At 67.0% G+C, this 13,131-nt stretch carries 13 protein-coding genes and 1 riboswitch; of the genes, 2 read left to right on the top strand and 11 right to left on the bottom strand.

The features are described 5' to 3' along the window. Nucleotides 1-6 precede the first annotated feature (6 nt). The 9 genes from lepB (AC1DES_RS10435) to AC1DES_RS10395 form a co-directional block, all read right to left on the bottom strand. The gene (gene lepB / locus AC1DES_RS10435; RefSeq protein WP_476895632.1) at nt 7-1,017 is read right to left on the bottom strand and encodes a signal peptidase I; all 1,011 of its coding nucleotides are present in this window, start codon (nt 1,015-1,017) and stop codon (nt 7-9) included. Next, the gene (gene lepB, locus AC1DES_RS10430; protein ID WP_476895631.1) at nt 1,018-1,695 is read right to left on the bottom strand and encodes a signal peptidase I; all 678 of its coding nucleotides are present in this window, start codon (nt 1,693-1,695) and stop codon (nt 1,018-1,020) included. Nucleotides 1,696-1,826: 131 nt separating this feature from the next. After that, nucleotides 1,827-2,186 carry a 50S ribosomal protein L19 gene (gene rplS / locus AC1DES_RS10425; RefSeq protein WP_476895630.1) on the bottom strand — a complete coding sequence of 120 codons (360 nt, stop codon included), beginning with the start codon at nt 2,184-2,186 and terminating at the stop codon, nt 1,827-1,829. Nucleotides 2,187-2,429: 243 nt separating this feature from the next. After that, nucleotides 2,430-3,329, bottom strand: a complete 900-nt coding sequence (gene trmD, locus AC1DES_RS10420) for a tRNA (guanosine(37)-N1)-methyltransferase TrmD (RefSeq protein WP_476895629.1) — start codon at nt 3,327-3,329, stop codon at nt 2,430-2,432. 1 nt (nt 3,330) lies between these two features. Beyond that, a complete protein-coding gene (gene rimM / locus AC1DES_RS10415) occupies nt 3,331-3,894 on the bottom strand; it encodes a ribosome maturation factor RimM (RefSeq protein ID WP_476895628.1) in 564 nt (187 codons plus the stop codon). A 228-nt stretch (nt 3,895-4,122) separates the two neighbouring features. Next, nucleotides 4,123-4,365: an RNA-binding protein gene (locus tag AC1DES_RS10410; RefSeq protein ID WP_211881261.1), complete on the bottom strand. Its 243-nt coding sequence runs from the start codon at nt 4,363-4,365 to the stop codon at nt 4,123-4,125. A gap of 1 nt (nt 4,366) precedes the next feature. Then, nucleotides 4,367-4,789, bottom strand: a complete 423-nt coding sequence (rpsP, locus tag AC1DES_RS10405; RefSeq protein WP_476895627.1) for a 30S ribosomal protein S16 — start codon at nt 4,787-4,789, stop codon at nt 4,367-4,369. A gap of 218 nt (nt 4,790-5,007) precedes the next feature. Further along, nucleotides 5,008-5,445: a hypothetical protein gene (locus tag AC1DES_RS10400; RefSeq protein ID WP_476895626.1), complete on the bottom strand. Its 438-nt coding sequence runs from the start codon at nt 5,443-5,445 to the stop codon at nt 5,008-5,010. A gap of 608 nt (nt 5,446-6,053) precedes the next feature. After that, nucleotides 6,054-6,929 carry a VOC family protein gene (locus AC1DES_RS10395; protein ID WP_476895625.1) on the bottom strand — a complete coding sequence of 292 codons (876 nt, stop codon included), beginning with the start codon at nt 6,927-6,929 and terminating at the stop codon, nt 6,054-6,056. 173 nt (nt 6,930-7,102) lie between these two features. Continuing rightward, nucleotides 7,103-7,210: riboswitch (TPP riboswitch) on the top strand. On the opposite strand from AC1DES_RS10395, the gene thiC reads away from it, so the two are divergent. Beyond that, complete coding sequence (thiC, locus tag AC1DES_RS10390; RefSeq protein ID WP_476895624.1) at nt 7,206-9,056, top strand: phosphomethylpyrimidine synthase ThiC; 1,851 nt, start codon at nt 7,206-7,208, stop codon at nt 9,054-9,056. It overlaps the preceding riboswitch by 5 nt. Before the next feature lie 10 nt (nt 9,057-9,066). Here thiC and AC1DES_RS10385 read toward each other — a convergent pair whose 3' ends face one another. Continuing rightward, on the bottom strand, nt 9,067-9,801 hold the full coding sequence (locus AC1DES_RS10385) for an alpha/beta fold hydrolase (protein ID WP_476895623.1): 735 nt from the start codon (nt 9,799-9,801) through the stop codon (nt 9,067-9,069). 60 nt (nt 9,802-9,861) lie between these two features. After that, nucleotides 9,862-11,448, bottom strand: a complete 1,587-nt coding sequence (gene ffh / locus AC1DES_RS10380; RefSeq protein WP_476895622.1) for a signal recognition particle protein — start codon at nt 11,446-11,448, stop codon at nt 9,862-9,864. 152 nt (nt 11,449-11,600) lie between these two features. Between ffh and AC1DES_RS10375 the strand changes: the two genes are divergently transcribed. Then, nucleotides 11,601-12,989 carry a glucose-6-phosphate dehydrogenase gene (locus tag AC1DES_RS10375; RefSeq protein ID WP_476895621.1) on the top strand — a complete coding sequence of 463 codons (1,389 nt, stop codon included), beginning with the start codon at nt 11,601-11,603 and terminating at the stop codon, nt 12,987-12,989. Nucleotides 12,990-13,131: the final 142 nt, after the last annotated feature.

Raw genomic sequence — 13,131 nt, 5'->3', positions numbered from 1 at the left:
CGGGCCCTACTTTCCAGCCGGGGCCGGCACGCTATGGAAGACGTCGGGGTAGTTGTCCAAGCCCGAAATCCTGTTCAACGGCCAGGCGATCACAGCCGCCCTGCCCTCGATATCCGGCTCGTCCACGAAGCCGCCGTTGGTGTCCATGTGGGCGCGCGAATCCGCCGAGTGGTTGCGGTTGTCCCCCATGACCCAGACCTTGCCGGCCGGCACCACGACGTCGAAGTCGCGGACCTGCGGCACTTCGGCGGCGTTGATGTACTTCTCGTCCAGGGGCACACCGTTGACCGTGAGCCGGCCTCCGGCGTCGCAGCAGACGACGTGATCCCCGGGCAGTCCGATGACCCGTTTGACCAGGTGCTGCTCGGAGTTGTCCGGGAGCAGGCCGACGAAGGTCAATCCGTCCTGCACCCAGGTGAAAGGTCCCTTTGCTGTCCCGGCCGCGGGGACCAGCCAGCCCTTGGTGTCCTTGAAGACGACGACGTCGCCGCGTTCGAGGGCGATGGGCGTCGGAACAAGGAGGTTGACGAAGATGCGGTCGTTCACATCCAGGGTGTTCATCATGGATTCGGACGGAATATAGAACGCCCGGAAGAGGAATGTCTTGATCAGGAACGACAGCACGATGGCCACGACGACGACCGTGGCGACTTCCTTGAGCCACAGGAAGAGGGGGCTGCGGCCTTCACGGGCCTTGGCCTTCCTGGCGCGCCGTGAGGACGCGCCGGCATGCGCCGGCCCGGCGGACGCGGCGTCGTCGGGCATGGGGGTCGGGGCCGCTGTCTCTGCGTGCCCGTAGCCGGAAGCCTCGTCCGGCGCGGACGCGGGTGCGGGCGCGGGTGCGGGTGCACCGCCTGCGACTGCGGAGGTCCCGGCACCCGCAACCCGCGCCTGCGGCAGCACGGTGGTGGGGTGATCGGATCCGGACTGGTGCTCGGAGGCGGGGATCGCTGAGGAGGTAACCGGGGGCTGGTCGTGCCCCCGCGGATCAGGAGTCCGGGGTTCGGTCTCGGGCATCTACTGTCCGTTCGTCGTCGTGTTGGCGGCCTGATCGGGCCGCGCTACTGCTGCAAATCTATCAAGTGGCCAGATAATCTGTACCGGCCGGCCGATCACGCGTTCCAGGGGAACCATGCCGCCTCCCGGGGCGCCGAGAAGGCTCCGGGAATCGGCCGACATGGAGCGGTGGTCCCCCATCAGCCAGAGCCGCCCGGCCGGCACCTCCACGGTGAACTTCAGCTGGCTGGGCTCATCGCCCGGGTACAAGTAGGGTTCCGCAACTTGCTGGCCGTTGACTGTGAGCCGGCCTCCGGCGTCACAACACACCACGCGGTCGCCCGGCAGCCCGATTACGCGCTTGACGTACGTGGTGTCGCTCCCTGTCAGCCCCAGCCAGCCGCCGGCTTCGGACACGAGGTCCGCCACGGGACCGTGGCCGCTGTTCAGCGGGGCGAACGAGCCGCGGCCGTCGAACACCACGACGTCGCCGCGGCGCACCGGTCCGGCCTGGAAGTCGGTGTGGGAAACAAGGATCCGGTCCCCGGAGCGCAGAAGGGGTTCCATGGAGGCGGAGGGAATGAAGTAAACGTCCACCCAGAGTGAGCGGACCACGGCGCTGATGGCCACGGCCAGGACCAGGGCCAACAACGCAAAACGCCAGCCCGGTTTCCTGGGCTGGCGTTTTGTCTGTTCCATGATCCGTATCCCCTGGCGCTTTTCTGAAGTAACTGGCGCTGTTGCGGATAGCTCCGGCGCCGCACTAGCTAACGCACCGGGTACGGTCCGTGGACCCGCGGTGGAAGACTGCCTCGGAAGTCCGGGAAGTCTTACTTGCCGGTCTGGAAGTCGCGCTTTTCCTTGATCTTCGCAGCCTTGCCGCGCAGTTCACGCATGTAGTAGAGCTTGGCGCGGCGCACGTCACCCTTGGAGACGAGCTCGATCTTGTCGATGATCGGGGAGTGCACCGGGAAGGTACGCTCCACGCCAACGCCGAAGGAGACCTTGCGGATGGTGAAGGTTTCGCGCAGGCCGTCGCCGTGGCGGCCCAGGACGAAGCCCTGGAAAACCTGGACACGGGAGTTCTTGCCTTCGATGATGTTCACGTGAACCTTGAGGGTGTCACCCGCGCGGAACGTCGGAACATCGGTGCGCAGCGAAGCTGCATCTACGGAATCGAGAATATGCATTGATTCACTCCTGGTGAACGCCACAGGTCATTCACGTTGGGTCACGGCGGCCAAGCTCCGGGCGCAAATGCGGCCGGAAATTCCCGTCGAAAGTTTGTCGATCCGGCTCCGTCACGAATTGACAGGGCCGGGGTGCCCGGCTGTTGGCAGCGCTCCCCCTATGGCAGGTTCGCAACCCAGCAGGCACAAGGACTAATTTTGCCACATCCGGGGCCTTCCGGCCAATCCCGGGCGACACGGACGCTAGGAGTGACCAACCCCCGCGTCGGGGCGGCGCCGGAGGCGGCCGTCGACAACGTCGTAGCCGAGGTCCGCGAAGGCCGTACGGTCCGCGCGGGGCAGCTTGGCGGCGTCGAATTCCTCGAGCAGGTCGGGGCGGCGTTCGGCTGTACGCCGGTACTGCTCGTGCCGGCGCCACTGGGCGATCTTGCCGTGGTTGCCGCTCAGCAGCACCGCCGGCACCTCGCGGTCCCGCCAGCGGGAGGGCTTCGTGTAGACGGGGTATTCCAGCAGCCCGTCCGCGTGGGATTCCTCGACGAGGGACTCGGGGTTGCCGACCACCCCGGGGAGGAGCCGTCCGATGGCCTCCACCATGGCCAGCACGGCCACCTCGCCGCCGTTGAGGACGTAGTCGCCCAGGCTCATGGGGCGCACGGTGAAGTGTTCGGCGGCCCATTCCATGACGCGTTCGTCGATGCCCTCGTAGCGGCCGCAGGCGAAAACGAGTTGCTTCTCGGCAGCGAGCTCGTGGGCTGTGGCCTGCGTAAACCGCTCCCCCGCCGGGGACGGGACGATCAGGACCGGTTTGGCTGCCGCGTCCGAATGGTGAGTGTCCTCCAGACCGGTGTCCGCCGGGCTGGTGTCCGCCGGGCCGGTGACGGCACTGGTGTCCGCCGGGACGGCCGTCCCCGGACCGGCGGCGGCCACCGCGGCCAGCGCCTGCGCCCAGGGCTCGGGGTTCATGACCATGCCGGCGCCGCCGCCGTACGGGGTGTCATCCACGCTCCGGTGCCGGTCCGTGGTGAAGTCGCGCAGGTCATGGACCCTCAGGTCCAGGAGTCCGTCCTGGCGGGCCTTCCCGATCAGCGAGAGTTCCAGGGGGGCCAGGTACTCCGGGAAGATGCTGACGACGTCGATCCGCATGTCAGGCGCGGTCCGCGTCGGCGTCGGAACCGCCGTCGTCGGGGATCGCCGCGGTCTCGGTATTGACCTCAAAAAGTCCGGCCGGCGGGGTGACGAGGACAAATCCTTCGCCGACGTTGACCTCGGGGACGATCTGCTCCACGAACGGGATCAGGACTTCCTTGCCGTCCGTCGCGGTGACAACCAGCAGGTCCTGGACGGGCAGGGTGTGCAGACCGGAGACCTTCCCGACCACCTGATCGCCCACACGGACGTCCAGGCCCACCAGTTCGTGCTCGTACCAGCCCTCGTCCTCGTCCTCGTCGATTTCTTCGGTCTCGACAAACAGCTTGGCGCCCCGAACGGTTTCCGCCTCATTACGCGTCTCGATCTCCTCGAAGGCGAGCAGAAGGATGTCCTTGTTCCAGCGGGCGCTCAGTACAGTCAGCGGGCCGGCCGATGCGGGCTCCACAATGAACTGCGTGCCCGGCACGAAGCGGTCACCGGGAGCGTCCGTCAGCACCTGGACGGTCACTTCGCCGCGGATGCCGTGGGGTTTGCCGATTCGTGCCACCTGGAGCTGCATCTGTTCCTCTGTTCCGGAGTCGTACTGCTGGATTCTTACTTCTTGGGTCTTGCCGCGCGGTTCTTACCGCTCGGCTCTTGCCGCTCGGTTCTTGCCGCTCGGCTCTTGCCGCTCGGTTCTTACCGCTCGGCTCTTGCCGCTCGGTCCGCACTGCCGCGGAAAACAGTCCGGCCCCTCCACCATTATCTGGTGAAGGGGCCGGGCTCAAGACAAGTGTTGCTGAAAGCGTTACCGGCGGCGGTCCGTGTCGACGACGTCGACCCTGACCGGCTCGCCGTCCGCCAGCGCCGCAACCACAGTGCGCAATGCGCGTGCGGTGCGGCCCTGTCGGCCGATCACCCGTCCGAGGTCGTCCTGGTGAACGCGCACCTCAAGGGTGTCCCCGCGGCGGTTGTTCTTCGCACTGACCTTGACATCCTCAGGAGTGTCAACGATCCCGCGGACGAGGTGTTCGAGCGCTTCGGCCAACAAGTTACTCAGCCTCGGTGGTCTCTGCTGCTGCGTCGGCGGGGGCCTCGGCTGCTTCGTCCTTCTTGGCCTTCTTGGTGATGGCTTCCGGAATGATCACGGAACCCTTTTCCGGGGTAACGAAGGCAGCCTTGGGAGCCTTGGTCTTCAAGGTGCCCTCCTGGCCGGGGAGACCCTTGAACTTCTGCCAGTCTCCGGTGATCTTGAGGATCGCGGCAACCTGCTCGGACGGCTGTGCGCCGACGCCGAGCCAGTACTGGGCACGGTCCGTGTCGACCTCGATGTACGAGGGCTCTTCGGTCGGGTGGTACTTGCCGATCTCTTCGATGGCACGGCCATCACGCTTGGAGCGTGCGTCCATGACGACGATGCGGTAGTACGGTGCGCGCATCTTGCCGAAGCGCTTAAGGCGAATCTTTACGGCCACTTTTGTGGTCACTCCTGTTTCTGAAACGGGGTCGAGCCCGGCGTTCTGCACCCGTGGGGCGGGCCATACTAGGGGGTTCTAAAAGGACAAGATCCGGACGCGGAGAGAGGGGCCACGCAGATCAAGTACCTGTTCATTGTGCCAGATCAGCGCCGGGATTTCGACTTGACACCCATGCAGCGGCTGATTCCGCCCCCGGAAGGCACTCGCGGTCCCAGTCAGGAGGTCCAGACGTAGAGCTCCGACTTCGTGGCCGGGTCGATGCCGGCCGCGACTTCGGCGAGCTGCCGGACGTAGACTGCGGCCTGGTCCGCACCAAAGGGCATGTCCTCCTCGGCAGCCCAGCTCGCCGCCACGTCTTCCAGTACGTTGCCTCCGTCTTCGGTCTCGTAGCTGAGCAACTCGGCGAGGGCCCGGACCATGGCATGCGGAACGCCGAGCAGGGAGTCGCTGGCCACATCCACCATGGCCAGCTCATAGTCGGCGCCGGCGGCGTGGACGGCGGTGCCGGCCAGGTCCCCGAGCCGTTCGACTTCGAAGTCGCTGATGTCCGGGATCCGTACGGCGCCCGGGGCGGCAGGCGCACCGCCGTCCAAGGCCCCGGCACGCTTGAGGGCTGCGTTGTGGGTGGAAACAAAGATTTCGGTGAATCCCAAGGAAACACTCCTCATGAGTCGCGGCCGGATTGTTGTTTCAGCCTAGCCGCTCGAGCCCGGCCGCGCCCGGACCGGACATGCCCTCCCCTGACCGCGGCCAATGGACATGCTGGCAACATGTCCATTCCCGGCCGCGAACGGTGGACATGCCCATCGGTCGCGTCAGCGAAAACTGGACATGCCCTCCCCTGGACCGTGGCCGACACTCTTCCACCCAGCCTCGCCTGTGGACATGCCCTCCCCCGGCCGCGACCAATGGACATGTTGGCACTATGTCCATTCCCGCCCGCCTGCGTTGGACATGTCCCTGAGGTCCTGCCCTTGAACGTTGGGCATGTCCAGTGCCAGGCGACAGCGGAGAACCTACGCACCGCCGCAGCACTGGCAGCGGCAGGCCTTTGGAGGCGGCGGCGGACTCCCCAATCACCAGTCCGGCAGGCAGGCAGGCATCCCAGGCCTTATGCAACGGTGTCCGGCAACGGGCGGCGTGGCGGACCGGGCATGGCAAACCGGTGGAAAATAAATCCCGGACAGCTGTGGGTGACCGCATCATGGTGCGTCCGCGGACGGCTCACGCGCCCGGCCACCACGCCGGACTCAGCGGGTGCTCAGCGGACAGCGACACGGATGCGGTTGCGCCACGGATCCTCGAACCGCAGCTCGGCCCCGGTGTGGTGGGACTGGACACCGGCAACCTTGAGACGGTCGGCAAGGGCTCCGACGTCGTCCCCCGAAGGCACTTCAATCAGCACTTCGCCCAGGCCGAGGGTGTCCCGGCGGGGCCCGGCGCCGCGGCTATTCCAGACGTTCATGGCCATGTGGTGGTGGTAGCCGCCGGCGGAGACGAACAGCGCCTGGCCGTGCCAGCCCGCCGTCTTCTCAAAGCCCAGGGTCCCGACGTAGAAGTCGTGGGCCGACTGGACGTCGCCCACCTGCAGGTGGACGTGCCCGACGCCGGCATCGGCCTCGCGCTGGCCGCTCACGGATTCTTCGGTCAGGAACTGTTCCAGATAGCGCTGCGGCGGCAGGGCGAGACTGTCCATCACGACGTTCTTGCCCTCCCAGGCCCACGCGGCCCGCGGACGGTCGTAGTAGAGCTCGATCCCGTTGCCTTCGGGGTCGTTGAAATAGAACGCCTCGCTGACCAGGTGGTCGGCGCTCCCCGTGAAGGACTGCGGCTCGAACTGGGCCGCGCTGGCGACCGTGGCGGCCAGGGCAGGCTGGTCCTCGAAGAGCAGTGCCGTGTGGAAGAGGCCGGCCTCGCCGCGGGAGGGGATGTTCAGCCCGGGGGCGGGGGCGAGGTGGACCAGCGGCTTCTGGCGGCGGCCGAGGTAGAGCCCGCCGTCCTGCTCGGCCACAATGTCAAGGCCCAGGGCACGCTGGTAGTAGTCCGTCATGAGCCGCATGTCGCCGACTTTGAGCATCACAGTGCCCATGGTGAGTGCGGCGGGAAGAAGATCGTGGCTGGTGGCTTCGGCAGTCATTTGAACGCTCCGGTGGTTCAGTGGCCACCGACCTTCGATGACCTTTGCATATAGTTAAAATTACTTGAAGCTTCAATTTATTCCAAATGGGCCAGCCGCCGCGGCTGGATCCACGCGACGATCCGGGTCCCGTCACACTCGGGTGGACCTCGGGGCCCTTGTGGTAGCTTCTTCTACGACCACACGGGTGCCTCTGCAGGGGCTGAGATCGGGCTGACGCAGCCTGCGACCGTTGAACCTGTCCGGGTAATGCCGGCGAAGGAAGTGAGTATTTCCGTGAGCACCCAATCTGCGCAGCACAGCCCTGTCCAAAACCGGGCCGGACAAGACCGGACCAACCAAGACCAGCCCGGCCAAAACCAGCCCGCGGTCCCCACACAGTCGCTGAAGTCCCGTTCCCTGGCGTTCGCCACGGATCCGGAGCACGGCATCCGCGTTCCGGTGACCGAGATTGCGCTGGCGGCCTCTCCGGGCGGCGCCGCCAACGCCCCGTTCCGGGTCTACCGCACGGCCGGGCCGGGCAGCGACCCGGTCCTGGGGCTGGAACCGCTCCGCGCACCGTGGATTGCGGCCAGGGCCGATACCGAGCCGTACAGCGGGCGGGAACGGAACCTGCTCGACGACGGCAGGTCGGCCGTGCGCCGCGGTGCCGCGTCCGCCGAGTGGAAAGGCGCCCGGCCTGTGCCCCGCCGCGCCGTCGCCGGCCGGACGGTGACCCAGATGCACTACGCACGGCAAGGTGTGATCACGCCGGAGATGCGGTTCGTCGCCTTGCGCGAAAACTGCGGCGTCGAACTGGTCCGCAGCGAGGTGGCGGCAGGCCGGGCCATCATCCCGAACAACATCAACCACCCCGAATCCGAGCCCATGATCATCGGCAAGGCCTTCCTGGTGAAGATCAATGCCAACATCGGCAACTCTGCCGTGACCAGCTCCATCGCGGAGGAGGTGGACAAACTGCAGTGGGCCACGCAGTGGGGTGCCGACACTGTCATGGACCTCTCCACCGGCGATGACATCCACACCACCCGCGAGTGGATCATCCGCAACTCCCCCGTCCCGATCGGCACGGTTCCGATCTACCAGGCGCTCGAAAAAGTCAACGGCGAGGCGAACGCCCTGACCTGGGAAATCTTCCGGGACACCGTGATCGAGCAGTGCGAGCAGGGGGTCGACTACATGACCATCCACGCCGGAGTGCTGCTGCGCTATGTGCCGCTGACCGCCAACCGGGTCACGGGCATCGTCTCGCGCGGAGGGTCGATCATGGCCGGCTGGTGCCTCGCGCACCACCAGGAAAACTTCCTCTACACGCACTTTGACGAGCTCTGCGCGATCTTCGCCAAATACGATGTCGCGTTCTCGCTGGGCGACGGACTGCGGCCCGGCGCGACGGCGGACGCCAACGACGCCGCGCAGTTCGCCGAGCTGGATACCCTGGCCGAGCTGACGAAGCGTGCCTGGGAGTTCGATGTCCAGGTCATGGTGGAGGGGCCGGGCCATGTGCCGTTCCATCTGGTCCGTGAAAACGTGGAGCGCCAGCAGGAGCTCTGCCAGGGCGCACCGTTCTACACGCTCGGGCCGCTGGTCACGGATATCGCGCCGGGCTATGACCACATCACCTCGGCCATCGGCGCCACGGAGATCGCCCGGTACGGCACCGCGATGCTCTGCTATGTCACACCCAAGGAGCACCTCGGGCTGCCGAACAAGGACGACGTCAAAACGGGAGTGATCACGTACAAGATCGCAGCGCACGCGGCCGACCTGGCCAAGGGCCACCCGGGCGCCCACGAACGCGATGACGCCCTGTCCAAGGCACGGTTCGAGTTCCGCTGGCGGGACCAGTTCGCCCTTTCCCTGGATCCGGTCACCGCAGAGGCTTTCCACGACGAGACGTTGCCGGCCGAACCGGCCAAGACTGCGCACTTCTGCTCGATGTGCGGGCCGAAGTTCTGTTCCATGCGGATCAGCCAGGACATCCGGGACGAATACGGATCAGCGGATTCCCAGGCCGCCCTGGCACAGCTGGCGGCCGGAATGCAGGCCAAGAGCAACGAGTTCCTTGCCTCGGGCGGCAAGGTCTACCTGCCGGAGCCTGCCGTCGGCGCACCCCCGGCGTCCTAGGTGTACCCGGCTACGACGCTTCTGCGTGCTGGCGCCGGCTGACATCCGCAATGAACGAGCGGATGATCCGGTCTCCGTCCGCTGAGTCCTGGGGCCGGTGTCCTCCCGCGGCGACGCGGTGCAGGGCGCCGGTTTCACGCAGGTAGCCTGCGATTTCCTCGTAGAGCGGTTCCCAGCCGCCGGTGAGCACCAGGGTGGGGACCCCGGGCACGATCTGCAGGGGCGCCTCCCAGGCAGGTGCCTGCAGCCTGAGCCGCCGGGCGGCGCGGCGTGCCTCCGGGGTGGTGGCGCCGGGAGCCTCCGCCGAAAACGCGCGGCGCACAAGTTCCCTGTGGAAATCGTCGTCGCTCAGATGGTGGCGGACGTCGAACAGCGGCTGCATCAGGGTCCGGTGCGCGGCCGTAGCCGGCAGTTCCGCCGTCAGGGAGAGGCAGCCCGGTTCCACCAGGGTGAGGGACTGGACGAGGTCTGGCCATTCGACGGCGGCCATCATCGCGGAGATGGCGCCCTGGGAGTGCGCCACGACGTGGCCGCCGGCCGCGCCGCGTCCGTCGTCGGCGAGCGCGCCCAGCACGATGGCTGCGTCGGCGGCGAAGTCGGATTCGAGCGGTTCAGCGACGGCGTCGAAGCCGTGGCGGCGCAGGAACAGGGCGTCATAGCCCAGCGCCATCCCGTGCTGCTTTGGCCACGCGGAGGCCCCGAAGCTGCCTGCCCCGTGGACGAAGACTACGCGCTGCTTGAACATGATCTAACCCTAGGGCACCGGTCCCGCAAGGGGGCCTGCGACATAGCTGCGGGCTGCCGGTTACTTGCTGCCGCCGAGGAACTTATCGAAGCCCTTGGGCAGGTTCAGCTGGGAGGGATCGAAGTCCCCGCCCTGCTGCCCGAAGGACGCGCCGGTGGGCACGGTGTTGGGCCCTGCCGCACGCCGGGCCTCGGCGTCACGGAGTTCCTGCGCGGCCTTGGCCGGGTTGCCGGAGCGGGCCTTCTTCTTGGGGGCGTTCTTGGCTCCCTTGCGCGCCCCTCCGCCGCCCATGCCGGGCATTCCCGGCATACCGGGCATCCCGCCGCCGGCAGCCATCTTCTTCATCATCTTCTGGGCCTGGGCGAAGCGCTCCAGGAGGCCGTTGACCTCGGAGACGTGCACGCCGGAGCCGCGGGCGATACGGGCGCGGCGGGAGCCGTTGATGATCTTGGGCGCGACGCGCTCGTGCGGCGTCATGGACCGGACAATGGCCTCGACGCGGTCGATCTCGCGTTCGTCGAACTGCTCAAGCTGCTGCCGGATGTTCTGCGCGCCCGGCATCATCATGAGCATCTTCTTCATGGAGCCCATGTTGCGGATCTGCTGCATCTGGGCCAGGAAGTCGTCCAGGGTGAAGTCTTCCTGGTCGGCGAACTTCTTCGCCATCCGTGCGGCTTCGTCCTTGTCCCAGGATCTTTCGGCCTGCTCGATCAGGGTGAGCACGTCGCCGAGGTCAAGGATGCGGGAGGCCATGCGGTCCGGGTGGAAGAGCTCGAAGTCGTCGAGGCCTTCGCCGGTGGACGCGAACATGACGGGCTTGCCGGTCACAGAGGCGACTGAGAGCGCGGCACCGCCGCGGGCGTCGCCGTCGAGCTTGGAGAGCACGACGCCGGTGAAGTTGACGCCTTCATCGAAAGCGAGCGCCGTGTTGACGGCGTCCTGGCCGATCATGGAGTCGATGACGAAGAGGACTTCGTTGGGGACGATCGCCCGGCGGATCTGGCGGGCCTGCTCCATCATCTCGGCGTCGATGCCGGTACGGCCGGCGGTGTCCACGATCACGACGTCGTGCAGCGTGCGGCGGGCTTCCTCGACGCCGTCGCGGGCGACGGCGACCGGGTCGCCGGCGGGGTGCTCAAGCTCGGCGGACGTTGCGCCCGGGTGCGGGGCGAACACCGGCACGCCCGCGCGCTGGCCGACGATCTGCAGCTGGTTGACGGCGTTGGGGCGCTGCAGGTCCGAAGCGACCAGCATGGGGCTGTGGCCCTGGGCCTTGAGGTACTTGGCGAGCTTGCCGGCGAGGGTGGTCTTGCCGGCACCCTGGAGGCCCGCGAGCATGATGATGGTGGGGCCGGTCTTGGCCAGGCGGATCCTGCGGGTTTCGCCGCCGAGGATCTCGACGAGTTCCTCGTTGACGATCTTCACGATCTGCTGGCCCGGGTTTAGCGCGGCGTTGACCTCGGCGCCGAGGGCACGCTCGCGCACGCGCCCGGTGAATTCCCGGACGACAGGGACTGCGACATCGGCGTCCAGGAGGGCGCGCCGGATTTCGCGGACCGTGCCGTCAACGTCGGCCTCGGTCAGGCGGCCTTTGCCACGGAGGTTCTTGAAGGTTGCTGTCAACCGGTCAGAGAGTGAATTGAACACGCGCCGTGCACTTCTTTCAGTGGATCTACAGATGGCGGCCGGTCCGGCACGCCAGCGTCGCGGCTGATGTTCGCCTGAACGAACCGCCTCGACAACGGGACTCGACTATCTAGGGTACCAAGACGAGCCTTGAAGATGGCATGCTGGCTTAGGTGACCAGCCAAACAACTGTAAAGACCCTGCTCATCCTCGGCGCCTCAGGCGACCTCACCGGCAGGCTCCTGCTGCCCGGCCTGGCCCGGCTCGTGGCCCGGGGGCGCGCCGACGGCCTGACCTTGGTGGGTGCGGGATCGGACTTCTGGACGCCGGAACAGTGGCTGGGGCGCATCGGGGAATCTTTTGCCGACGAGAACTCGCAGGCGGACGCGTACGGCAAGCGGGAGCTGAAGCGGATCCGGGCGACCACGAGCTACCACCAGCTCGACGTTACGGCCGCCGGCCAGCTCGCAGGCCTGCTGGCGCAGCTGGAGGGGCCCGTGGCCGTCTACTTCGCGCTCCCGCCGCGCATCAGCCAGCTGGCGTGTGAGGCGCTGGCTCCGGACGAGGTGCCTGCCGGGACCCGGCTGGTGATGGAGAAGCCGTTCGGCTCGGGCGAGGAGTCCGCGCGCCACCTGAACCGGACCCTGGGCGCGCTCGTCCCCGAAGACCACATCCACCGGGTGGACCATTTCCTGGGCAAGGCCACCGTCCTGAACATCCTGGGACTGCGCTTCGCGAACACCTTCCTGGAACCGGTGTGGAACCGGCAGTACATCGAAAAGGTGGAGATCGTCTTCGATGAGGACCTCGCCTTGGAGGGACGCGCCCGCTATTACGACGGCGCCGGCGCCCTCCGCGACATGATCCAGAGCCACCTGCTCGAGATCATGGCCCTGATGGCGATCGAGCCCCCGGCGTCCGTGGACGAGCGGGACCTCCGGGATGCCGTGGCCACTGTCCTGCGCGCCAGCAGCATCAAGGCCCCGTACCGCAAGAGCACCCGCCGCGCACGGTACACGGCAGGTTCCATCGATGGCCGGAAGGTACCGGACTACGCCAAGGAGGACGGCGTTGATGCCGGCCGGGAAACCGAGACCCTGGCCGAGGTGCAGGTGGACATCGACAACTGGCGCTGGCAGGGCGTTCCGTTCATCCTGCGCTCGGGCAAGGCGCTGGGCAGCAAGCGCAAGGAGGCCGTTGTGACCTTCCGGCCCGTGCCGCACCTCCCGAAGGGGTTCACCGGGGTGGACTCCCCCAACAAGCTCAAGATCGGCTTCGGCCCGGACACGCTGCAGTTCGACGTCGACGTGAACGGCCCGGGCAATGTCCTGGGCCTGGACCGGGCCACTCTGAAGGCCGAGCTGAGCGCCTCCGAGCTCCTGCCCTACGGCGAAGTCCTGGAAGGGGTACTGACCGGCGATCCGCTGCTGTCCGTGCGGGCGGATACTGCGGAAGACTGCTGGCGCATCCTGGATCCCGTGCTGAAGTCCTGGGCTGCCGGGAACGTCCCGCTGGAGGAATATCCTGCCGGGACCCCCGGCCCGGAGGGCTGGCCCAGCTGATATGTAGTTGTTGCTTGTCAAGAGGGCAAGGGTGAGCGGTCCAAGGCTGGTTTGTCTTGGACCGCTCTTTTGTGTCCGTTTCCTGCCTGGTCCGGGGGCCGGCGCGTCATTGTCGACGGCGCTGTCAGACTGATATGCGCGG

It is taken from the genome of Arthrobacter sp. 05T442, from assembly GCF_056395945.1.
Note: the sequence above shows the minus strand (reverse complement) of the source record. Positions and strands in the feature narration are given on the sequence as shown.

Excerpts from the sequence above, each read along its gene's own strand:
- AC1DES_RS10395 (WP_476895625.1), bottom strand. The coding sequence starts at position 6,929 with ATGACTGCCGAAGCCACCAGCCACGATCTTCTTCCCGCCGCACTCACC.
- lepB (WP_476895631.1), bottom strand. The coding sequence starts at position 1,695 with ATGGAACAGACAAAACGCCAGCCCAGGAAACCGGGCTGGCGTTTTGCG.
- trmD (WP_476895629.1), bottom strand. The coding sequence starts at position 3,329 with ATGCGGATCGACGTCGTCAGCATCTTCCCGGAGTACCTGGCCCCCCTG.
- lepB (WP_476895632.1), bottom strand. The coding sequence starts at position 1,017 with ATGCCCGAGACCGAACCCCGGACTCCTGATCCGCGGGGGCACGACCAG.
- rplS (WP_476895630.1), bottom strand. The coding sequence starts at position 2,186 with ATGCATATTCTCGATTCCGTAGATGCAGCTTCGCTGCGCACCGATGTT.
- rimM (WP_476895628.1), bottom strand. The coding sequence starts at position 3,894 with ATGCAGCTCCAGGTGGCACGAATCGGCAAACCCCACGGCATCCGCGGC.
- AC1DES_RS10385 (WP_476895623.1), bottom strand. The coding sequence starts at position 9,801 with ATGTTCAAGCAGCGCGTAGTCTTCGTCCACGGGGCAGGCAGCTTCGGG.